The 22,116-nt window shown below is 65.2% G+C and carries 18 protein-coding genes; 10 read left to right on the forward strand and 8 right to left on the reverse strand.

Features of this window, described 5'->3' with window-relative positions; translation table 11 throughout:
* Positions 1 to 549 precede the first annotated feature (549 nt).
* The 4 genes from CKO23_RS19765 to CKO23_RS19780 all read right to left on the reverse strand — a co-directional run bounded on the left by CKO23_RS19765 (position 550) and on the right by CKO23_RS19780 (position 5,697).
* Positions 550 to 3,522 carry a DUF349 domain-containing protein gene (locus tag CKO23_RS19765; protein WP_200333885.1) on the reverse strand — a complete coding sequence of 991 codons (2,973 nt, stop codon included), beginning with the start codon at positions 3,520 to 3,522 and terminating at the stop codon, positions 550 to 552.
* A 21-nt stretch (positions 3,523 to 3,543) separates the two neighbouring features.
* Positions 3,544 to 4,176: an MBL fold metallo-hydrolase gene (locus CKO23_RS19770; protein WP_200333887.1), complete on the reverse strand. Its 633-nt coding sequence runs from the start codon at positions 4,174 to 4,176 to the stop codon at positions 3,544 to 3,546.
* Between the two features lie 344 nt (positions 4,177 to 4,520).
* Positions 4,521 to 4,757, reverse strand: a complete 237-nt coding sequence (locus CKO23_RS19775) for a YdcH family protein (RefSeq protein ID WP_200333889.1) — start codon at positions 4,755 to 4,757, stop codon at positions 4,521 to 4,523.
* Positions 4,758 to 5,181: 424 nt separating this feature from the next.
* Positions 5,182 to 5,697 (reverse strand): OmpH family outer membrane protein, encoded by a 516-nt coding sequence (locus CKO23_RS19780; protein ID WP_200333891.1) that lies wholly within the window; start codon positions 5,695 to 5,697, stop codon positions 5,182 to 5,184.
* 357 nt (positions 5,698 to 6,054) lie between these two features.
* Between CKO23_RS19780 and CKO23_RS19785 the strand changes: the two genes are divergently transcribed.
* Together CKO23_RS19785 and CKO23_RS19790 are read left to right on the forward strand one after the other, a co-directional pair.
* The gene (locus CKO23_RS19785) at positions 6,055 to 6,594 is read left to right on the forward strand and encodes a DUF2058 family protein (RefSeq protein ID WP_200333893.1); all 540 of its coding nucleotides are present in this window, start codon (positions 6,055 to 6,057) and stop codon (positions 6,592 to 6,594) included.
* Between the two features lie 92 nt (positions 6,595 to 6,686).
* Positions 6,687 to 7,433 (forward strand): NYN domain-containing protein, encoded by a 747-nt coding sequence (locus CKO23_RS19790; protein ID WP_200333896.1) that lies wholly within the window; start codon positions 6,687 to 6,689, stop codon positions 7,431 to 7,433.
* Between the two features lie 169 nt (positions 7,434 to 7,602).
* On the opposite strand, the gene CKO23_RS19795 is transcribed toward CKO23_RS19790, so the two are convergent.
* A complete protein-coding gene (locus CKO23_RS19795; RefSeq protein ID WP_200333898.1) occupies positions 7,603 to 8,439 on the reverse strand; it encodes a hypothetical protein in 837 nt (278 codons plus the stop codon).
* Positions 8,440 to 8,590: 151 nt separating this feature from the next.
* Between CKO23_RS19795 and CKO23_RS19800 the strand changes: the two genes are divergently transcribed.
* Entirely contained in the window at positions 8,591 to 9,361 is a 771-nt protein-coding gene (locus tag CKO23_RS19800) for a TatD family hydrolase (protein ID WP_200333900.1), read from the forward strand.
* On the forward strand, positions 9,358 to 10,095 hold the full coding sequence (locus CKO23_RS19805) for a tRNA threonylcarbamoyladenosine dehydratase (RefSeq protein ID WP_200333902.1): 738 nt from the start codon (positions 9,358 to 9,360) through the stop codon (positions 10,093 to 10,095). Before CKO23_RS19800 ends, CKO23_RS19805 begins: the two co-directional genes overlap by 4 nt.
* A 10-nt stretch (positions 10,096 to 10,105) precedes the next feature.
* On the opposite strand, the gene CKO23_RS19810 is transcribed toward CKO23_RS19805, so the two are convergent.
* On the reverse strand, positions 10,106 to 11,536 hold the full coding sequence (locus CKO23_RS19810; protein ID WP_200333911.1) for a cryptochrome/photolyase family protein: 1,431 nt from the start codon (positions 11,534 to 11,536) through the stop codon (positions 10,106 to 10,108).
* A gap of 271 nt (positions 11,537 to 11,807) precedes the next feature.
* The gene (locus tag CKO23_RS19815) at positions 11,808 to 12,740 is read right to left on the reverse strand and encodes a histone deacetylase family protein (protein WP_200333913.1); all 933 of its coding nucleotides are present in this window, start codon (positions 12,738 to 12,740) and stop codon (positions 11,808 to 11,810) included.
* A gap of 195 nt (positions 12,741 to 12,935) precedes the next feature.
* On the opposite strand from CKO23_RS19815, the gene CKO23_RS19820 reads away from it, so the two are divergent.
* The gene (locus CKO23_RS19820; RefSeq protein ID WP_200333915.1) at positions 12,936 to 15,614 is read left to right on the forward strand and encodes a bifunctional acetate--CoA ligase family protein/GNAT family N-acetyltransferase; all 2,679 of its coding nucleotides are present in this window, start codon (positions 12,936 to 12,938) and stop codon (positions 15,612 to 15,614) included.
* Positions 15,615 to 15,677: 63 nt separating this feature from the next.
* Here the strand turns inward: CKO23_RS19820 and nadB are convergent, their stop codons facing one another.
* Positions 15,678 to 17,306 carry an L-aspartate oxidase gene (gene nadB / locus CKO23_RS19825; protein WP_200333933.1) on the reverse strand — a complete coding sequence of 543 codons (1,629 nt, stop codon included), beginning with the start codon at positions 17,304 to 17,306 and terminating at the stop codon, positions 15,678 to 15,680.
* A gap of 241 nt (positions 17,307 to 17,547) precedes the next feature.
* Here nadB and rpoE point away from each other — a divergent pair, with 241 nt between their 5' ends.
* The 5 genes from rpoE (at position 17,548) to CKO23_RS19850 (ending at position 21,837) form a co-directional block, all read left to right on the forward strand.
* Entirely contained in the window at positions 17,548 to 18,129 is a 582-nt protein-coding gene (rpoE, locus tag CKO23_RS19830; RefSeq protein ID WP_200333917.1) for an RNA polymerase sigma factor RpoE, read from the forward strand.
* Positions 18,130 to 18,256: 127 nt separating this feature from the next.
* Complete coding sequence (locus tag CKO23_RS19835) at positions 18,257 to 18,898, forward strand: sigma-E factor negative regulatory protein (protein WP_200333919.1); 642 nt, start codon at positions 18,257 to 18,259, stop codon at positions 18,896 to 18,898.
* Positions 18,882 to 19,886, forward strand: coding sequence for a MucB/RseB C-terminal domain-containing protein (locus CKO23_RS19840; RefSeq protein WP_242482588.1), 1,005 nt, complete (start codon positions 18,882 to 18,884; stop codon positions 19,884 to 19,886). Before CKO23_RS19835 ends, CKO23_RS19840 begins: the two co-directional genes overlap by 17 nt.
* A gap of 4 nt (positions 19,887 to 19,890) precedes the next feature.
* Positions 19,891 to 20,385, forward strand: a complete 495-nt coding sequence (locus CKO23_RS19845) for a SoxR reducing system RseC family protein (RefSeq protein WP_200333929.1) — start codon at positions 19,891 to 19,893, stop codon at positions 20,383 to 20,385.
* A 12-nt stretch (positions 20,386 to 20,397) separates the two neighbouring features.
* The gene (locus CKO23_RS19850) at positions 20,398 to 21,837 is read left to right on the forward strand and encodes a DegQ family serine endoprotease (RefSeq protein WP_200333931.1); all 1,440 of its coding nucleotides are present in this window, start codon (positions 20,398 to 20,400) and stop codon (positions 21,835 to 21,837) included.
* Positions 21,838 to 22,116 lie beyond the last annotated feature (279 nt).

Consider the following 22,116-nt stretch of genomic DNA (forward strand, 5'->3'; position numbering starts at 1 on the left):
CGACTGAGCCCTCCCAGGTTCCTGGGCGACCCGTGCGTGCATGCCCTGCTCTCAGACCCCGGCGGAGTCTCGGCATCAGGCCAGTACAATGCCGAGACTGTTGCCTTCCGGTGATTGGAATGCGTCGGCTCCGCTGGCATCAGTTTCGGGGCTCTATCACACAGCCTACACGCCCCCTGTGTTCGCTTCGCAGCCGGGATCACTCCCGCACCACGCCACACTCGGTTCCGGTGGATGGCCAATCCTTACCGGCTCGGGACTTTCACCCGGTGGGCCGCAACAAGGAGTTTCCGATTCGCTTATCCGTCCGCTATCTTCCTCTCCTTCCAGGCTTTGCCTGGCGCAACCAACCGATGACCAAGGCCCAAAGTCCGGCGATGACCTGACCCAGGAAGACGCGGCTCGGTAGGATGGGCAAAGTCCGTGCTCGTGAGTCACCTTTAGCCGCGGCGCCTGCCGGACGTGCCCATCTTGCAAGGCGCGGCGCTGGCAAGATGGGCACGCTAAGCTTTGCCCATCCTACGGGGAAGGTGTTTTTCGGGCATGGCCTCAGAGGTTTGCGACGGTTGCCGAGCCGCCTTGAGTAAGGGACGCGCGGACCCGAGCGAAGCGTTGGTTCAGGGCGTCATCCCGCGCTGCTGGACCGCACAGATACCAATCGTGCAGGAGGCGCGCGGCACCCTGCAGTGGGTCTTCTTCCCCCTCGGTCATGCGTTCCGCCAGACGCGCGACCTGCAGCTCCAAGCGCTGCTGTGCCAGCTCTGGCGGGGACTCCACGCCGGCGGCGATCTCGAGCTGTAGGCACATCTGCTGCAGACGCTCGGCATTGGCTGCCATCTGCGCCTCTTGTTGGGTGCGCGCAGCCGGGTCCTCGGTGGCTTTCAGCGCGCGATCGAAGCGTCTCTGCATGGCGGCCTGGAGCGTGGCGTCCTCATGCACGCCGAGACTCGACCACAGGGCTTGGAGGTTCCGAGCGCTGGCGGCGGATCCCTCCGCGTCTCCCAAGGCGCTGTGCTCGAGCTGCTGGCAGAGGTCGGATTGGCGTTGCAGCAGGTCCAGCGAGGCGACCCGCTGCTGCTCCTCGCCAGCACGTCGACGCTCTTCGAGCGCCGCGTAGCCCTTCTTCCATGCCTGGGCGAGCTGCGCTGCCGCCTGGCGCGGCACGGGTAGATGCTCGGCGGCCCGCCAGCGCTCCATGAGCTCGCGCTGCGCGAAGGCGAGGCGCTTGGGATCCTGCTCGCGGCTGGCCGAGTCCCGCGCTTCCTGGCAAATGGCCTCGCGTGTGTCGAGGTTCGCCTTGAGCTCATTGGCGTGTGCCTGCTGCACGACGGCGCGACGCTCGAAAACGGCATCACAAGCCGCGCGGAAGCGCTGCCAGAGTTTGTTCTCGTCCTTCTGGCGGGCCGGGACGGTGGTGTGCCATTCCCGTTGCAGGTCCTTCGTCTGCTCGATGGCGGCATCCAGATCCGCGAGGTCGATCAGCGCCTGCACTTGCGCTACCAGGTCCTGCTTGTGTGCCTGGTTGCGCTTGCGCTCGGCGTCGAGGCGTTGGTCGAGCCGGCGCAGCGATTGGTGGAACCGGCGTTCGAGCGCCTTGCGGTGGCGTCCCTCGGTCGGACCGATGGCGGCCCAGCCCTGGCGCATTTCACGCTCGGCCTTCAGCGTCTTTTTCCAGTCCACGCGCTCCCAGTCCACTTGGGCCAGGAAGGCATCGAGCTGCTCGCAGGCGCGCTCGCGCGCGGCACGGTTGGCCTCGCGCTCGGCGGTCTGGGCCTCCATGAACGGCCGGCAGCGCTCGTAGACGGACGCTGAGGCGGTATGAAAACGCTCCCAGAGGGCCTGGTTGGCGGGAGACCCCGTCTTGTCGAGGCCCTTCCAGTCCATCTGCAGCGCATGCAGCCGTTCGGCGAGGGCTTCCAGGGGCTGTTCCTTGTCGACCAACTCCTCCATTGCGGCACAGAGGCCTTCGCGATGCTGGTCCGCGCCCCAGCGGCGCCAATTCTGCAGCTCCCGTAGCCTCGGGGCCAATGCACGCAGGCGTTTCGTGATGCGCGCGACCTCGCCGCGACCGACGCCACTGGCCTGAACCAGATCGATCCCGGCCTGCAGGCTTTGGTAAAGCGGGTCGGCCTTCTTCAGTTCGCCTTGAGTGAGATGGGCTTCCAGCGCCTCGAGTCGCTCATCGAAGCGAGCGAGCTTCTGCTCGGCCTGCTTACGTTGGTGTTTCAGGCGCGACTCGAGTGGCTCGGCCGCCTCCTGGAAGGCAGTGGCGGCGTCCGATCCGGGCAATGCCTCGGCGAGCCTTCCGCCTTCGTCGAGAAGCGCCCTTGCGCGCTTTTCATCGAGCACCTTGGGCTCGGCGAGCATCTGTGCGAGCTTGGCGGCCGTCTGGATGAGTCGCTCGGATTGTGCGCGTTCATCCGGCTTGGGTTCATCCGGCTTGGGTTCATCCGCTCGGTCGCGGTTGGCCGCCTGCATGAGGGCGGCGTAGTGCGTGTCGAGGGCGCGTTGTGCCTGCTCCGGCAGCGGGGGCAGCGCCTGCCAGGCCTCGGCGATGCGCTCGAGTTCGCTCGCCAAGGCGGCTTCTTCGAGGCCGTTCGGCAGGTCTCTGAGCTCGGCGAGCAGGGCATCCGCGTCGCGATGAATCGCAGATTGAACGCTTTGGTCGGCGAGTTGAGCTGCTTGTTCAGCGCGTTCAGCTGTTTGTTCAGCGCGTCGAGCCGTTTGCTCTGCGAGTTGAGTGGCGTTTTCTTCGCAATAGGCGGTGTAGGCGTCCAGAAAGCGCGTGCGTTCGGCGTTGAAGCGCGACGCCAGCACCGGTGCGACCTCTGATTGGAACTCGGCCCACTGGCGGTCCAGGTGCTCGAGCAGGGCGCGGTCCTGTGTCCAGCGACCGAGCCGGCCGAGGCGCTCGAGTTTGGCGCAAATGTCTTCGCACTGGGCGTTGACGAGGTGCGGGCGCTCTTCCCGCTCCAGGATCACGCGGAGCTTTTCGCGTGCCGCGCGGTAGACGTTCTTGTCACGCTTGCCGATGCGCCGCACCACCTCTTCGAGGGCTGCCTTGCCCTGGATACGCTCGACGGCGAGGTTGCGGTTCGCCGCGAGGCGATCCTCGACTGCGCATTGCGTCAGCACGGATTCGTCTTCGAGGTGCTCGATGGCGGTTCGGCGTACCTCCGGGTGGTGGCCGCGCAGGGCGAGGTCCGCGCGCGCCGCCGGCCCCTCGAACCCTGTGAGGGCTGCCGACACAGCGGGCGAGGGCGTCTCCTCCAAGTGCGGATCGCACAACAGGGAATGGAGGCGCGCGGCGGCGGTCTCACGCACGCCGGTGTCGGCATCTTCGCTCAGCGCCTGGTGGAGGGTTGCGAGGTGGGTCAGCTGATGCAGCGCCTCGAGACGCCGCGCAGCCTCGGGATGCCCGAGCGCCTGCTGCTTCAGGGCCTCCTCATGTCTTGGCTTGGCGTGCTCTTTGGGCTGCTCGGAAGCCTGCCTGCGTCGTTCGAAGAATCGCTTGAATAGCATGTCAGCTCCGCCGCGCGTGGCTCAGCCACGAACGAATGGATTGGTCAGGCGCTCTTCTCCGAAGGTCGACATCGGACCGTGTCCGGGAATGAAGCGGATGTCGTCGCCCAGTGGAAAGAGTCCCTGCTTGATGGACGCCATGAGTTGCGCGTGGTTGCCCCGGGGGAAATCGGTTCGCCCCACGGAGCCTTGAAAGAGGACGTCGCCGACCTGGGCCAGCCGATCCTGGGCGTTGAGAAAGACGACGTGGCCCGGTGTATGTCCCGGGCAGTGCAGCACCTCCAACCGTGCGGTGCCGATCTCGATGGCGTCTCCGGATTGGAGCCACTGGTCAGGCTGAAAGGCCGGCACGGGCGGAAAACCGAACATCCGGCTCTGCAAGGCTAGATCCTCGATCAGGAAGGCGTCGTCGGGGTGCGGGCCAAGGATGGGAATGCCGTAATGGGCCGCGATGCTCGCGCTCGACCCGACATGGTCGATGTGGCCGTGTGTGAGAAGAACACGCTCGGGGACCAGCCCAAGGGTCTCGATCGTGGCCTGGATGCGCGCCGCGTCGCCACCTGGGTCGATGATGGCGGCCCGATGCGTCTCTTCGCACCAGAAGAGGGTGCAGTTCTGCTGAAAGGGGGTGACAGGGAGGATGCGGAAATCCACGGTGATTCCAGATGGTTGCGCGGGAGGTCAGGCGCTTGTGGGTCTTGCGCCTCAGTCTCGGCCGCGGGGGCGGATAGGCCGGTGCCCGCGTCCGAACCTTTAGGATGGCTCGCCGCTCGCCCCATCTCTGTCGCGCGACCACCCAGCGCGGTCGAGCCGATTTGGATGCTGGCAAGGCACGCTCAGCAGGATCGAGCCTGTCTCGCACGATCTCCATACCCGGCGAGACAGGCTCGCTCTTGAGTCCTGTGTCGCCGCGGGCTCGGATCGGGTGAGTGGCGCCGGGTCGTTCGGGTCGGTGCAGCTGTCGTTCAGTCTTCCAGGGGCCGGCGCGCGCGAGGGTCTTAGCCCCTCAGGATGGCGTAGAGCGTGTCCTTGAGTTGCAGCCGTTCTTTTTTCAGCTCTTCGATGGTCTCGTCGGCCACCGGCGTGCCGAGCTCCTCGATATTGCGCACGCGCGCGTCGAGGCCGTCGTATTGGTCCATGAGACTCGCGAACTCTGGGTTCTCTGAGCGCAGGTTCGCGATCTTCGCCTCCAAGTCCGGGAACTCGTGAAGCAGGTCGTGTGATTCACCAAGCATTGGGGTCCGCTCCTCTTGACGGAGTCCGTCACGCGTCCGACGCGTGCGGTCAAATAAAACACAAATGACGCAGCCTGGACGATGGCAACCAACCCCCTGTCGCCGGCTCTGCGGGCCGCCGCTGCGGCCTCTCAACGGCTGCAACGGCTACAGCCAAGGCTGACCAGGCCACTGTCACGCGAGCGCGGAGTGCACAAGGCCAAATGCGGGCGGCGATGGAGCGACCCGAGTTTCTCGCCGAGCAGCTGTTTGTCGCTGAGCGGTTCGCGTGAGCCCGATCGAGTCGTTCGAAGCCGTTTTCAGCGCCCTTCTGAGCGGCAGAGCGGAATGTCCAAAGCGCCCGAAAGTATACCCCAGCGGCTTTGCTTGAAACAGTCCAGTCACCGAGTTGTCAAGACTAGGTCGCGAGCGGGCGCGCGGGCGCCTACTTGGTGGTCGCGTCCAGTTGCTTGATGACATCGGCCGTGATGTCGAGCGACTCGTCGATATAGAGCAGTCCGGCCAGACCGCGTTCGAGGACCATGCCCATTTTCTTTTTCTTGGCGACGGCGTCCACCGCCTTGCGGGCGGGCGCGATGATCTCTCGGCCCTTCTCTTGCTGGACCTTCATGAGTTCCTGCTGAACGGGCATGGCCTCTTTCTGGTAGGCCTCGATTTGGCTTTTGATCTCTTTTTCCTTCTTCGCGACCTGATCCTTGCTCATCAGAGGCTTGTCCCGCGCGAGTTCCTGCTGCATTTTTTGAATATCGCGCTCTTTTTCCCCGAGGACCTTGGCGCGTGGCTCGAAGTCCTTGCGCAGCTGCTCCTGCAACCGCTTTCCAAGCGTGCTCGCCTCGAGCACCTTCTGCATATCGACATAGCCAACGCTCGTGGTGCTCGCCGCTTGGACAGGCAGGGCGATGGACAGCATCAGGGCGACGAACAGGTAGAGACGAGTCATGAACGCACTCCGTGGTGTGAAGAAGGGGCCGGGTCTTTGAGCCGGTGCAAAGTGGAGGACCGATCCCGCGTCACGCAGGGGTTCGTGCCTGGGCCGAGCGCCGAGATTGCGCCCAATCAGTGCTTCGCTCGGGCTTCTGGTGGTGGGCGTCGCGTCCTTCCGGGCGCGGATTGTAACCATCTCGGGTGCTCGGCGACAAAAATGTGCATTCTCAGCCCGGGCTTGCCTCCGGGCCGCCGCTGTCGGATCCTCTCGCGCAAACGGCGGAGTGATCCCCGCGAGGGGTGCCGCTCGCGTCGGGCTCGTTGCCGGTTTACAGGATGTCGTCCCCATTCATTCATTGCGGAGAACCACGGCGTGGGAAACTCACTCCAAGAACAGCTCCTCAAGGCCGGCCTGGTCGATGAGCAGAAGCTCAAGCAGGCGCGCTCCTCGAAACGCAAGCAGACCAAGCAGACCGGCAAGCGCATCAGTCCGGAAGAGCAGCAGGCCCGTCAGGCGGCTCAGCGGGCGCAGGCGGAGAAGGCGGCGCGCGACCGCGAGCTCAATCGGCAGCGCCAGGAGGAGGCCACGCTGCGCGCCGCCGAGAACGAGGTCCGCCAGCTCATCCACAAGCATCGGGTGGTGCGGGACGGGGGCGATCTGGCCTACAACTTCACGGACGGAAACGCACTCAAACGCATCTATGTCAACAAGGAGCAGCATGCGAAGCTGGTCGCCGGCAACCTGGCCATCGTGCGTCAGGACACCTTCTACGAGGTCATCCCGGCGGAGATCGCCGAGCGCGTGCGCGCGCGCGACGCCTCCCTCATCCTGGTACTCAATCAGGCCACGGAACGCACCGATGGCGATGATCCCTACGCGGATTACCAGGTTCCAGACGACCTCATCTGGTGACAGCGGCAAGACAGGACAGGGAGTGCCTCCCTGTGCGGCCGGACAATTCCGAAAGACTGCGGGAAGCGATATGACTGCGGGAAGCGATGACCATGCCTGAAGCCAACAACCTCAAGCTCGCCGTTCTGATCGATGCGGACAACGCCCAGGCCAGCATCGTCGAAGGGCTGTTGGCCGAGATCGCAAAATACGGCACAGCCCACGTCAAGCGCATCTACGGCGACTGGACGTTGCCGAACCTGGCGCCCTGGAAGGACACCCTGCTGCGCCATTCGATCCAGCCGATCCAGCAGTTTCGCTATACCAAGGGCAAGAACGCGACCGACGGGGCCATGATGATCGACGCCATGGACCTGCTCTATTCGCGCAACTTCGAAGGGTTCTGCATCGTCTCCAGCGACAGCGATTTCACCCGGCTGGCCTCTCGGCTGCGTGAGTCGGGCATGACCGTCTATGGATTCGGCGAGCAGAAGACACCCGAGCCCTTCGTCGCCGCCTGCGACAAGTTCGTCTTCACCGAGGTGCTGCGTGAAGATGCCGGCAACGATTCCTCGCGACGCAAGAGCGGCAAGGAGTTGAAGCACGACATCAAGCTGGTGACCTTGCTGCGGCACGCCGTCGACAGCGCGGCCGACGACACGGGTTGGGCCTCGCTCGGGCCGGTGGGATCGGCCATCGCCAAGCGCAGCCCGGAGTTCGATTCCCGCAACTATGGCTATGCCAAGCTCAGCGGACTGCTCAAGGCCACCCAGATGTTCGATCTCGAGGAGCGCGCCGTCGGGCGCGGTGCGCAGAAGGCGATCTATGTGCGGGATCTCAAGACGACGTCAGGTGCTTGAGCCCCGCGAAGGGTGGGGAAGGGTACCGCCCTGTTGCCGCGCAACAGCACCCCAGCCGCTTGCCTTGGTGGGAGCGGCGCCCCGCCGCGACTCCAGGCTCCGCGGGATGCCGGGATCACAGCATGGGCGTTAGCCGGAGACTGCTGTCCTGCGGGTGGGATGCCGCCGGTTAGCCCTGCCCGGCGAGGCGTTGCCGCTTCATCCGCACGACCCGCTCGACGTACTCCGAGCCGTGCGCGGGGTCGATCCTGGGGGCGTCGTTGGTCCGCCAATCGGCCTGATAGCCGTAGTGGCGGATGTAGTCGTCGAAATAGGGGCGGAAGACCCTCTCGTCCTCGGCAGTCAGCCAGTTCTTCCAGTCGCCATGGGCGCAGGTGCGTGGCACATGCGCGTATTGGCGGTCGACCTTGGCGTCCCCGGCGAGCTCGAGCTCCAGATAGTCGCTCAGGGGTGCAAGCCGCCCATCGACGAAATCTTCGTAGCGGAGTGTCACGGCGTTTCCGCCCAGACGCTCCTCGAAGCCCATGCAGAAGGCCTGTAGGCCGCGCGTGCGCTCTGCGAAGAAGTCGAGTGTCATCGCGGGTGGCGCGGCGAAGAGGTAGTCCAGCAGCGCTTTGAGTGGGAGCTGCCGCGGCTGCGCCTCTTTGCGTTTCAGGTAGTCCATGACCCAGCGCAGGGCGTCGTCGTCCTGGAAGATCGACGGTTTCTCCTGACACAGGAACAGGGTGAAGCTCACCAGCCAGTCGCGCGGGTCGCGGACCAGGTAGATTCGCCGGTCGAAACCGAGGAAGCTGTCATAGTCCACGGGCTCGGGATGCCCGACGAACTTGAGAATGGTCTTCGCCAGGACCCAGCGGTTTGCGTCCTGGTCTTCCGCGTTGTAGGCCAGGGGCTCGAACAGCGTTCTGGTGTCCGCCGGAAGCGAGTTGCGGATCTTGGTGAAGACACCTGTGGTGCCGCTCTTGTACTGACCGAAGATGACGATCTTTCCGGGTGCCTGTTTCATTCAGCGATCCTGAGGAGGACGAATAGGCGGCCTGCGGGCATTGCGGTTTGGCCGAATCGGTCGCGTCGTCCGATTTCGACTGACAAAAGACTAGCACAGTCATGCGCGCATCCATCGCGCTGGCGTCCATGCGTCGAGGGGGTAGCCATCCATGGAGCTGATCGACACGCACTGCCATCTGGACGTGGCGGACTTCGATGCCGACCGTGACGCGGTCCGCGCGGCCTGCAAGGACGCCGGTCTCACGGCCCTGGTGATCCCCGCCATTCATGCCCGAGGCTGGCCGGGCCTGCTGGAGCTGTGCGTCGCGAAGGGCCGGCCGAGGCTCTATCCGGCCCTTGGGCTGCATCCCGTCTACCTGGAGCAACACGCTGATGCGGATCTCGTCGACTTGGAGCGCCTGGTCAAGCGTTCCCGACCGCTCGCCATCGGCGAGATCGGGCTGGATTTCTACGTGCGCGAGTTGGATGCAGGGAGACAGCAGCGGCTGTTCGAGGCCCAGCTGGGCATCGCGCAAGACGCCGGGCTCCCCGTCCTCCTGCATGTGCGCAAGGCGCATGACGAGGTTCTGGCGGCCCTGCGCCGGATCCCGGTGTGCGGCGGCATCGCGCACGCCTTCAATGGCAGTCTGCAGCAGGCGGCTCAGTATCTTGAGCTTGGTTTCAAGCTGGGATTCGGTGGCATGCTGACCTTCGAACGCTCGACCAAGCTGCGCAGGCTCGCGGCGCAGCTACCCATGGAGGCGATCGTGCTCGAAACGGATGCCCCGGACATGACGGTCGCGAGCCACCAGGGGGAGCGCAACAGTCCGGAGTATCTGCCTCAGGTGCTCGCCGCGCTGGCCGAGATCCGCGCGGTCGATCACGCCGAGATCGCCGCTCGAACGACCGCTAACGCCCGCGCGGTGCTGGGGCTCGCATGACTCAGGGACCGCTGACGCTAGATGATCCGCTCTGGGACCGCACCCGCATCCTGGTCGGCGACGAGGGCATTGCGCGTCTGAGCCGGGCGCATGTGCTGGTCGCTGGACTGGGTGGCGTGGGCTCCTTCGTCGCCGAGGCCTTGGCACGCGCCGGCGTCGGCGCGCTCACGCTGGTCGATCACGACCGGGTCGATCCCACCAACCTCAATCGCCAGCTCGTCGCCTTGCGCTCGACGGTCGGCCGGCGCAAGACGGATGTCATGGCCGAGCGCATCGCGGACATCAATCCCGGCTGCCGGGTCGAGCCCATCCCTGAATTCCTCGCTGAGGATCGCATGGAGGCGTTTCTCGCCGAGCCCTTCGATCAGGTCGTCGACGCCATCGATAGCCTGAGGAGCAAGGTGGCCCTGATCGAAACCAGCTGGCGGCTCGGGCGCCCCATCCTCAGCAGCATGGGTGCGGGTGGGCGGTTGGATCCGACCCGGGTCCAGGTTGGCGACTTGATGGATACGCGCGTCTGCGCCCTCGCGCGCGAGGTGCGTAGCCGCTTGCGGCGGCGCGGTGTCGGGCGTGGCATCACCGTGGTCTGGTCGGACGAGACGCCGCTGCCGCCGCTGCCTCCGCAGGAGGCCGGGCGCGGACGGCCCCGCGCCGTCAATGGGACCCTGAGCTACATGCCGTCCCTCTATGGGCTGATGCTGGCTGGATTGACGATCCGTCGTCTGCTCGCCTGACGCGGCGCCCTCAGCCCTTGATCCGCTCGTAGGCCGCCAGCGCCCGCAGGCGCGACGCGGCCAGATCCACGATGGGGGCGGGGTAGTTGCCTCCGATGCTGACGCCGGCGGCGCGCAGGGTCGGCTGGGGCGCGGCCCAGGGCTGGTGGATGTGACTGTCCGGCAGCCGCGCGAGCTCCGGGCACCAACGGCGGACATAGCTGCCCTGCGGGTCGAAACGCTCGCCCTGCCTGATGGGATTGAAGACGCGGAAGTAGGGGGCCGCGTCGGCGCCGCAGCCGGCCGTCCATTGCCAACCCTGGGTGTTGCTGGCGAGATCGGCGTCCACGAGTGTATCCCAGAACCAGCGCGCCCCCGCCTGCCAGGGGATCAGCAGATTCTTGGTAAGCAGTGAGGCGACGACCATCCTGACCCTGTTGTGCATCCAACCGCTGTGCCAAAGCTCGCGCATGCCGGCATCGACCAGGGGGATGCCGGTCTGCCCCCGCTGCCAGGCATCCAGCGCGCCCTGGTTCTCTGCGCTGGACCAGGGAAAGTCCGCGAAGCGCGCCTCCAGCGGCTCGGTCGGTGTCTGGGGGAAGTGATAGAGCAGGTGATACGCGAATTCGCGCCAACCGATCTCGCGCACGAAGCTCTCGACGGGCTCGGAGGTGGGGTCCCCGAAGGCATCCATGACCAGGGCGAGGATTCGCCTTGGGCTGATCTCGCCGAAGTGCAGATAGGGCGAGAGCCTGGAGGTTCCGACCACGCCGGGGAGGTCACGCGCCGCCTTGTAGTCTTCGACCTGCGCGTGCAGAAAGCGCTCCGCCAGCGCAAGTGCCGCCGGCTCGCCGGGTTGCCAGCTCGACTGGAGTCCCTGATCCCAGCGAATCCTCGGCAAGAGCTGCAGATCGTCCAGGGCGATTGCGCCGGAGGGCGGCGCGGTGGCGGGCAATCTGGCGGGCGCCGCCACTGGTCTGGGGTGCGCCAGCGACTTGACGCAGGCGCGCCAGAAGGCGCTGAAGACCCGGTAGGGCTGCCCGTCCGACTTCGTGATCTCCCAAGGCTCGAAGAGCAGGCTGGCCTTGTGGCTCTCGCAACGCAGGCCATCCGCGCGCAGGGCCTGCTTGATGCGGGCGTCGCGGGCGCGCGCCTCAGGGTCGTAGAGCCGGTTCCAATGCACCTCGGTGGCGCTTGACTCGGCGATGACGCGCCGCAGCACCGCGAGGCTGTCGCCGCGCTCGATCCTCAAACGGCTGCCCCGTTGTCGCAGCGCCTCGTCCAGCGACCGCAGGCTCCCATGCAGCCACCATTGGCTGGCGCCGCCCGGCGCCCAAGGCGCTTCCTCGTTCGGGGCATGGATGTAGAGCGGCAAGACGCCTTGGTCGCTGTCCAAGGCGGCCATGAGCGCGGGGTTGTCGTCCAAGCGCAGATCGCGCCGGAGCCAGAGAATGGCCGTCATCTGAGATCCTCTTGGCGGGGTTGGGATGGGCATCAGGGACGCGCGACACTCATGGCGTCCGTGATTGCGCGGCGCTGGGCTTGTGACTATCCTTGTGCTGCGGTGCAGCATCGCGCGACCGCCCGCGGGCGGTGTTTGCGGGGCGGGCGCGATTGCACGTCGGCCAAGCTGTCAGGCTGTCGATTCTCACGAGGCTTCAGGCGCTGGCGAGCGGGTTGGCGCGCGCGAAACGTCTCGGCCGTCTGTGGCGATGCTCCTGGTAGCGATGCTCCTAGAGGTGTCCGATCAGCTCGTCGATATGGGTGCTGACGCAGCGCCCGAGCGCTGAGAGGGTGTAACCCCCTTCGAGAAAGGAAACGACGCGTTCTCCACTATGCTTGATGGAGAGCTTGTGGAGTTCGCGGGTGATCCAGGCGTAGTCCGGCTCACGCAGGTTGAAATGGGCCATGTCGTCTTCGATGTGGCCGTCGAATCCGGCGGAGATCATGATCAACTGGGGGGCGAAGGCGTCCAGGCGCGGCAGCCAGGCGGCTTCGACGGCCTTCTTGTAGGCCTCGCCGTCGGTCAATTTCGGCAAGGGGAGATTGATGACGTTCGGGGCATCCGTGTCCGCGCCTGTTCCGGGGTAGAAGGGATGCTGAAAGCTGGAGCAGAAGAGCACGCGCTCATCGCCGATGAAGATCTCCTCCGTGCCGTCGCCGTGATGGACGTCGAAATCCACGATGGCGATGCGCTCCAGCCCATGGTGCTCAAGGGCATGGGCGGCGCCGACGGCCAGGTTGTTGAAGATGCAGAAGCCGGCGGCCTTTGCCCGCCCGGCATGATGGCCCGGTGGGCGCACACAGCAGAAGGCCGCATGATGTTTGTCGCTCATCACCAGGTCGACCGCCAGAATGGCGGCTCCGGCCGAATGAAGCGCGGCCTCCAGGGTGTGGCTGTTCATGGCCGTATCGCCGTCGATCCAGGCCAGCACGTCATTGGCGTGCGGCGCTGACGCGAAGATCCGTTGAACATAGTCCGGGTCGTGGACGCGCACCAGCTGCTCGACAGTCGCCTGCGGCGCGTCGTAGTGGGTCACCAGCATTTCCATGCCGGAGGCGATCATGCGGTCCTGGATGGCGTGGAGGCGCTCAGGGCACTCGGGATGATGCGCGCCCATCTTGTGCTCGCGACAGGATTGATGGGAGATGAAGGCGAGGTTCATGAAAGGTCCTCAAGGCTCGATCGCGGCAGAGGGCTCAATGGATCTCTGGCGACTTTTCGTATAGATGGACGTCCAATGGTCGCTGTCTCGCACGTTTGCGGCACGTCGACAGATCAGGTTCCTGGCAGATCGGGTTCCTGACAGATCTCACTACCGACAGATTAAACCGCTTTTTCGCCTTAGAGGGCAGACCCCATGCGTTTGACCGACATTGACCAACTCTTCACGCCAGGCGCCGTGGCCGTCTTCGGCGCGAGCGACAACGAGGGCTCGATCGGCGGCATGGTCTTCCGCAACCTGCTCGCGGGCGGCTACAAGGGCCAGTGCTACGCCATCAATCCGAAGTACGAGCATGTTGGGGGCGCGCCCTGTTACAGCTCGCTCAATGACCTGGACAAACAGATCGACCTGGCCTTGATCGCCACGCCCGCCGAATGCGTTCCCGCGATACTGGATCAATGCGGCAGCTTTGGGGTCAAGGCGGCGGTCGTGCATTCCGCCGGCTTCGGCGAGCACGGCGAGCGGGGTGTCGCGCTGCAGGAAAAGATGGTCGAGGCCGCGCGGCGCAATCGCATCCGCGTCCTGGGACCGAACTGTCTCGGTGTGATGCGGCCCCAGCATGGGCTCAATGCCAGCGTTGGCGAGGACCTGCCGCGCCGCGGCAACGTCGCCCTGGTCTCGCAGTCCGGGGCCATCTGTACCGCGATGATCGATTGGTCGGAGCCGCGGCGCGTTGGCTTCTCCGCCGTGGTCTCGCTGGGCGCGGCGGCCGATCTGGACTTCGGCGATATCCTCGACTATCTCGCCCTGGACACCCAGACGCAGTGCATCCTTCTCTATGTGGAGGGCATCCGCAACGCGCGGCATTTCATGAGCGGGCTGCGGGCCGCCGCGCGCTTGAAGCCCGTCGTGGTCGTGAAGGCGGGGCGCCACCCGGCCGGGACCCGCGCGATCAAGTCTCACACCGGCGGCTTCGTCGGCTCCGCCGATGTCTTTCGCGCGGTCACGGACCGCGCCGGCGTGGTCCAGGTGGCGAACCTGGATCAGCTCTTCGCCGCCGCTCAGGTGTTCGGCACGCGGCGACGGCTGAGTGGGGAGCGCATCGCCATCATCACCAACGGCGGCGGCCCCGGCGTGCTGGCGGTGGATCGCGCCGTCGAGCTGGGCCTGACGCTGGCCCAGTTCAGCGACGCGACGCGCCAAACCCTGGAGCAGGCGCTTCCGGATTATTGGTCCCACGGCAACCCCGTGGACATCATCGGCGACGCCCCTCCGGAGCGTTACCGGATCGCCCTGGATGCGTGCCTGGCCGATCCGGAAGTCGACGGCGTGATCTGCATCCTGGCGCCGCTCGTCTTCGGCGACCCGGTGGCGACGGCCCAGCAGGTGATCGAGGCGAGCAAGGGCAGCCGCAAGCCAGTGCTCGCCTGCTGGATGGGCGGCCACCATGTGGCTGAGGCGCAATGCCTGCTCTCCGAACACGATGTCCCGCACTTCGACAGTCCGGAAGCGGCGGTCGAGGCATTTTCCTTCCTGGCGACCCATCAGCGCAACCAAAAGCTGCTGATGCAATCGCCCGCGCCCTTGTCCTACGAGGATCCACCGGACGTCGAGGGGGCACGACTCATCATCGAAGGGGTGATGGCGGAAGGCCGCAAGGTGCTGGGAACCATCGAGGCCAAGGCGATCCTGTCCGCCTTCCGCATCCCGACCATGCAGGCGGTACTCGCGCGCACGCCCAATGAGGCCCTGATGGCCGCGGAGGCGCTTGGGTTTCCGGTCGTGATGAAGATCAACTCGCCCGATCTGGAACACAAGTCGGATGTCGATGGGGTCAAGCTCAATATCGACGACGCTCAATCCGTTCGTCGCACCTTCACCGAGATCGTCGATCGGGCCAAACGGCTGCGCCCCGATGCGCGGATGGAAGGCATCACCGTCGAGCACATGGTTTCGACCCGATCGGCGCGGGAGCTGATGATCGGGGTCTTCCGCGACAAGATCTTCGGGCCCGTGATCATCTTCGGCGCGGGCGGGACCAAGGTCGAGGTGCTGGGTGACCGGGCACTGGGTCTGCCGCCGCTCAATGCCTTCATCATCGAGACCATGATCGACCACACCCGGATCGCCCGTCTCATGGGCGCCTTCCAGCACATGCCGCCGATGAACCGGGTCGCGCTCGCCAGGATCCTCCAGCGGGTCTCCGAGATGGTCTGCGAGCTGCCCGAGATTCTGGCCATGGACATCAACCCCCTGATCGGCAACGACAAGGAGGTCATCGCCGTGGATGTGCGCATCGATGTCGACTACCGTCCACCGCAACAGCCGACGTACGGCCACATGGCGATTCACCCTTACCCGAGTCAACTCATCGAGAGGGTACAACTCCCGGACGGCAAGGATCTGGTCATTCGCCCCATCCGCCCCGAAGACGCCGAGATGGAGCAGACGTTCGTGCGCGGACTCTCCGAGCAGACCAAGTACTTCCGCTTCATGCAGGCGATCAAGGAGCTGACGCCGGAGATGCTGGTGCGCTTCACCCAGATCGACTACGACCGCGAGATGGCCCTCATTGGGGTCGTCGAGCACGGCGGCACCGAGGCCGAGGTCGGGGTGGCGCGCTACATGGCCCGTCCGGGTGGCGATGCCTGCGAGTTCGCCATCGTGGTCTCGGATACCTGGCGCAATCTCGGCATCGGTGCCCGGCTGATGCGCTCGCTCATGCAGAACGCCAGGTTGCGCGGCTTCCGCATGATGGAGGGGGAGGTCTTGACGGCCAACAGCCGGATGCTGGCGCTCGTGAAGTCGCTCGGCTTCCGCATCGAGACCGATCCGCAGGATCTGGCGATCAAGCTGGTCAGCAAGGTGCTTTGACGCCTTGTGAGATCGGTTGGCTCGACGCATCCGGATGCCTCGGAGCCTTCCGTTACAGCCCCCTCAATCCTGCCGGCGCGGCTGATAGCTGTCCGGGATCAACACCGTTGGCAGGCGTTGGTTGGCGTCCTTGAGGGGGTGATCGACCGTGTAATGCAGACCGCGACTCTCGCGTCGGCGCAGCGCCGATTGAATGATGAGGTCTGCCACTTCGAGCAGATTGCGCAGCTCGATCAAGTCGTTGCTGACCCTGAAGTTGCTGTAGTACTCGATCACCTCTTGCGCCAACAGATCCGCCCTGCGCTTGGCGCGGCGTAGCCGCTTGTTGGTGCGCACGATGCCGACATAGTCCCACATGAAGCGGCGCAGCTCTTCCCAGTTGTGGGTGACGACCACCTCCTCGTCCGGCTCCGTGACCCGGCTTTCGTCCCAACTCGGCGCCTCCGGCGGATGATCGTACTCGCCCGCGAGGCGCTCGATGTCCTGCGCCGCCGATTCCGAATAGACCAGGCACTCGAGTAGCGAGTTGCTGGCCATCCTGTTCGCCCCATGTAGACCCGTGTAGGCCGTCTCGCCGCTGGCATAGAGCCCGGCAAGATCCGTGCGTGCCTGACGGTCGACCATGACGCCGCCGCAGGTGTAATGGGCGGCGGGCACCACCGGGATCGGCTCGCGCGTGATGTCGATGCCGAGCTCCAGGCAGCGGCTGTGGATGGTCGGGAAGTGCTCGGTGATGAAGTCGGCGGGGCGGTGGGAGATGTCGAGATAGACGCAGTCGGTGCCGAGCCGTTTCATCTCGTGGTCGATGGCGCGCGCGACGATATCCCGCGGGGCGAGCTCGGCGCGGGCATCGAATCTCGGCATGAACCGCTCGCCGTCCGCCAGCAGGAGGCGGGCGCCTTCACCGCGCAGTGCCTCGGTGATGAGGTAGGACCTGGCCTGCGGATGGTAGAGGCAGGTCGGATGGAACTGCATGAACTCCATGTTGGCGACCCGGCAGCCGGCGCGCCAGGCCATGGCGATGCCGTCGCCGGTGGAGACGTCGGGGTTGCTGGTGTAGAGGTAGACCTTGTTGGCACCGCCCGTGGCAAGCACCACGAAGCGGGCGAGGAAGGTCTCGACGCGCCCGCTGCCCCTGTCCAGGATGTAGGCACCCAGGCATCTGTGATCCTTGGCTTGGGGGAGATGTCTGGAGGTGATGAGGTCGACCGCGATATGCTGCTCGTAGAGCGTGACATTGGGTCTGGCGCGCACCTGCGCCTCCAGCGTGGTCTCGACCGCGCGACCCGTGGCGTCGGCGGCGTGCACGACGCGGCGATGAGTGTGGCCGCCTTCTCGGGTAAGATGGTAGCCGCCCGCGGAGGTGTATTCCTCGGCACGGGTGAATTGGACGCCTTGGTCGAGCAGCCAGCGGATGTTGTCGGGGCCGCGCTCGACGACGAACCGCACCACATCCCGGTCGCAGAGGCCGGCTCCGGCCTTGAGGGTATCCTGGACGTGCGATTCCACGGAGTCCTTGGCGTCCAGAACGGCCGAGATTCCGCCTTGCGCGTAGAGGGTGCTTCCCTCGATCAGCTCGCGCTTGGAGACCACGGCAACGGAGAGGTCGTCTCTCAGCCTCAGGGCGAGACTCAAACCAGCAGCACCGCTGCCGAGGATCAGAACGTCGTGACGGAAACAATTCTCGGGCATGTGCGGATTCGTCTCTCCAGTTGCTGCCTGGTGCTCGCCGCCCCAGTATGGCGCGATGCCGGAGCCATACGCTTGGTCGGTCACCGATGTCCCTAAGCTCGTCGATTTCGCGACCTGGATCAAGGTTTCATGCGTTATGTCGGAAAATCCGGGCCTGTCTCGATGACAGCCAAGAACTTCCCATTCGGTCAATTGTCCATGCCAACTGAGCCCCTGACTAGAAGGTCGGCGGTGCGTGCTCATGTCTGAGCGCAACGCCGATCAGGAATTGGTGAAACGCGCGCAGTCGGGCGACAAGCGTGCCTTCGATCTGCTCGTGCTCAAGTACCAGCAGAAGGTGTCCAATCTCATCGCCCGCTACGTGCGGGATCCGAGCGAGGTCATGGACGTTGCGCAAGATGCCTTCTTGAAGGCCTATCGCGCATTGCCCGGATTTCGCGGCGAGAGCGCCTTCTATACCTGGCTGTATCGCATCGCCGTCAATACGGTCAAGAACCATCTCGTGGCCGCCGGCCGCCGGCCGCCGGGAGACGATATCGAGACCGAGGTGGCGGAGCAGATGGACATGGGGGGGCGTCTGCGGGAGACCTCGACGCCGGAGCGTCACCTCCTGCGCGACGAGATCGCCATGACGGTTCAGGGCGCCCTCGACGACTTGCCCGAGGATCTGCGCACCGCCATCGTGCTGCGTGAGCTCGAGGGGATGAGCTACGAGGAGATCGCCACGGCCATGGACTGCCCGATCGGGACCGTCCGATCCCGGATCTTCCGCGCCAGGGAGGCGATCGACAAACGCCTTCGGCCGCTGCTCGATGACTCGTGAGGGGCGTGGCCGTCGGCGAGGAGATTGGACTTGGCGCCAGGGAATCGGCGTGGCGAGAAAACGTGCGTGATGCGCAGTCTCAAGATGCGCGATCGACCATCGATTCAATCAGCTCAGGCGTGAGATCATGACCGAGGAGCATAGACAGCGACTTTCGCAACTTGTGGATGGTGAACTCGATTCCGGGTCCGCCTCACGGTTGTTGAATGCATTGGAGGATGACTCAGGGCTGAAGGCGGTCTGGGAGCGTTACCACCTGATCGGCCAGGCACTGCGTCGCGAGCCGATCGCGATCAGCCATCGCGCGATCGCGGTGGATGTGAGGACGCGACTGACCGCGGAGCCCACGCTGCTGGTGCCGCAGCGGCCGAGGCGGTTGCAACGGCGGAATTTGCAGCGCTTGGCGGGTGTCTCCATGGCCGCCTCGGTCGCCTTGGCGGCCTTTCTTGGCGCCCCCGTTCTCTTCCAGTCGCCGACATCCGCGCCCGACCCTCAGTATTCCGACGCGAGCGATGCCGACGCACAGATTGCCGACCGGCAGAATCCCGCCCCGCAGAATCCCGCCCCGCGCATTGCCGATGTTCGCTCAGACGCGCCGCGACTCGTCGAGCGAGAATCCATTCCGATGCGCCGTCTGCAGCGTGAGCGCCCGGAACTCGCGAACAAGCTGGATCTCTATCTGGTGACCCACCAGGCAACGGCTCCCGCGACGGGTGCCAAGGGCATGCTGCCATATGCGACCCTCGTCGGCTATGAAACAGCTCGATAAGCCTCGTTGCCTGACCCCTTGGCTGGGTGTCTTCTGCTGCTGGCTGAGCCTGGTCCACGGCGTCTATGCGGGCGAGCCGCCAGGGGCGGAGGCCGGAGAGGCGGCCGATACCTCCCACCAGATCGCCGTTCTGCTGTCGCGGATGGCCGATGCGGTGAGATCCCTCGACTACGAGGGGACGCTCGTCTATCTGCACGAGAACCGCTTGGAGGCGATGAATCTCCAGCACCGCATCGACCGCGGACAGGTGCAGGAGCGACTCATCTCGCTCAGCGGTCCGGTGCGCGCCGTGGTGAGCGCACAGGAGCGTGTCATGTGCGTGCTTCCCGATGGTCATCCCATTTCCGTCGATCGTGGCGGCAGCCGCTTTCTGGATGCCGAAGGGATCGATCCGGATGCGTTGGTGGATCATTACCGCATCGAACTGCTCGGCACCGCCCGCATCGCTGGTCGGGATGCCGATGTCATCGGGCTCATTCCGCGCGATGCGCTCAGATACGGGTACCGATTCCACATCGATCGCGAGACGGCGCTGCCCTTGAAGTCCGATCTGATCGACCAGAACCAGGATCCATTGGAGCAGCTCATGTTCACGTCGATCCAGTTCCATCCCTCCGATGGCGATGTCGCCGATCCGCAAGGTCAGCCCATCCGCAGTGCGCCTGCCACCTCGCCGGCGAGCCGCTGGCGCTTCGCTGACGTGCCCCCCGGGTTCGAGCTGGTCATGCACCACGACATGCAACAACCGGACGGCTCCACGATCGAGCATTTCATGTTCACCGACCGTCTTTCGGCCTATTCGGTCTATATCGACCAGGATACCGAGAACGGTTTCGAGGGCGTTGCGAGCATCGGCGCCGTGCATGCGGCGGGCCGCAGCCTGGATGGCTATCAGCTGGTCGCGGTCGGCGAGGTGCCGGCGACGACGGTTCAGGCCGCCATCGCTGGCGCGCACTTGCTGCCGGAGGCTGACCCGCGGGTCCAGTAAGGCCGTGATCGAGGAGCAAGGTATCGTCATCGCCGTCTCGAGCGGTTATGCGCGGGTGAGGACCCAGCGCCAGAGTGCGTGCGGCCATTGCGAGGTCAGCGGGGCGTGCGGGACTTCACTGCTCGAACGTTTTTTCGCACGGCGGCCGGTGGAGCTGACCGCCTTGAACCCGGTGGAAGCGGTCGTCGGTGATCGGGTTGCGGTCGGCATCAGCGAGCAAGGTTTACTCAAGGCCGCGGTTGCGGCCTATCTGGTGCCTGTCCTCGCACTGATCTGTGGTGCCGTCGTCGGCGACGCCTATGGTGGCGATCACAGAGAGGCCATGAGCCTTCTCGGCGCCGTGGTCGGTCTCGTGCTGGCATTGTTGTGGCTTCGCGGCTACAGTGTTGTGTCAGCGCGTAATCCGGGCCGCCGTCCGCGCGTCTTGCGGCGTCTCGCACCGAACTCGATCACCACGCCCGGGCCGGACGTCGCGCCGGGTGTGAGCGATTCGCTTTAATTTGGAGCACCCATGCGATCCACATCAGCGCGATCCACATCCAAACTGTCGTTCGCTTTGACCGCACTGCTCTGCTGTGCACTGGCCCCGGGCATGGCGTTCAGTCGCGAACTCCCCGATTTCACGGAACTGGTGTCCGAAAACGGTCCGACCGTCGTGAACATCAGCACCAAGCAGTCAGCATCCGTCGCGCAGCGCCCGCGCGGCTTTTCCGTGCCGGACCTACCCGAGGACAGTCCGCTGCAGGATTTCTTTCGGCACTTCTTCGGCGAAGAGGGCGAGCTGCCGGACGATAGCTTCCAATCCCGCTCGCTCGGCTCGGGGTTCTTCGTTTCGCCGGATGGCTATGTCTTGACCAACTCGCACGTGGTCGAGGGCGCCGACGAGATCATCGTGCGCACCAGCGATCGGCGTGAGTTCGTCGCGACCCTGGTCGGGACGGACAAGCGTAGCGACATCGCGCTGCTCAAGGTCGAGGGGCAGGGTCTACCGGCCGCCAAGATCGGTTCCTCGAAAGACTTGAAGGTCGGCGAGTGGGTGCTTGCCATCGGCTCACCCTTCGGTTTCGAGTCATCCGCCACCGCCGGCATCGTGAGCGCGAAAGGGCGCAGCCTTCCGACGGAGAACTACGTGCCCTTCATTCAGACGGATGTGGCCATCAACCCGGGCAACTCCGGCGGTCCTCTGTTCAACCTGCAGGGTGAGGTGATCGGCGTCAATAGCCAGATCTACAGCCGGACCGGCGGCTTCATGGGGCTGTCCTTCGCCATCCCGATCGACGTGGCCATGGATGTCGTCAACCAGCTCAAGACCAAGGGCCGTGTGAGCCGCGGCTGGTTGGGCGTGCTCATTCAGGACGTGACCCGTGAGCTCGCCGAGTCCTTTGGTCTGAGCCAGCCGCGCGGTGCGCTGGTTGCTCAGGTGCTCCCGGAGAGCCCGGCGGCCGCGGCCGACCTCAGGCCGGGCGACGTGATTCTGAGCTACAACGGCCGCGAGGTGGTCACCTCCAGCACACTGCCGCCGCTGGTCGGGGAAACAGCCGCCGGCGCGACCGCGCGCGTCGAGGTGCTGCGCAATGGCGAAAAGGTGCAGCTGGAGGTCACCATCGAGGAGCTGCCGGACGAGGATGAGCTGGCGAGTTCGGATCGTCCGTCCGACAAGGAGACGGCCAACCGATTGGGCGTGGTGGTGCGTGACCTCACGGCCGATCAGCGCCAGCAACTCGGTGTCGAGAAGGGCGGTGTGCTCATCGAGGCGATCGACCCGGGTCCAGCGGACGACGCCGGCCTCAACGCCGGGGATGTCATCCTCATGTTCGACAACCAGGGGGTGGCCAGCGTGACCGATTTCAATCGGGTGCTGGAGGGCGTGCTACCAGGTCGATCGGTGGCCGTCCTCGTTCAGCGCGGCGACAACCGCATGTTCTACGCGATCAAATTGCCCAAGGACTGAGGTCCTGGCTGCCAGTTCGACGCTCGGCCCCATCGCGCCTATCAGCGGGATGATGGGGCGAGCGCCTGAGGCAGATCGCCTCGAAGGCTCGCGGGCGTCTTCTCCAGTAGCGCTGCGGCGCGCCCTTGCCTGATCGGTATTCAGCGCCTCGGCAGGGCGAGCGCGTATAATATTTTTCAAAAAGAACCGGTTGCGGCAGTCTATCGGGAAACAGCCTCAGGAGGTTCCCATGTCTGCCAGTATTGTCGATCATTTCGCCCCCCTTAACGACCCGCGCGT

Origin of the sequence: Thiocystis violacea (assembly GCF_016583565.1) — a bacterium.
Classification (GTDB): Bacteria; Pseudomonadota; Gammaproteobacteria; order Chromatiales; family Chromatiaceae; genus Thiorhodococcus; species Thiorhodococcus violaceus_A.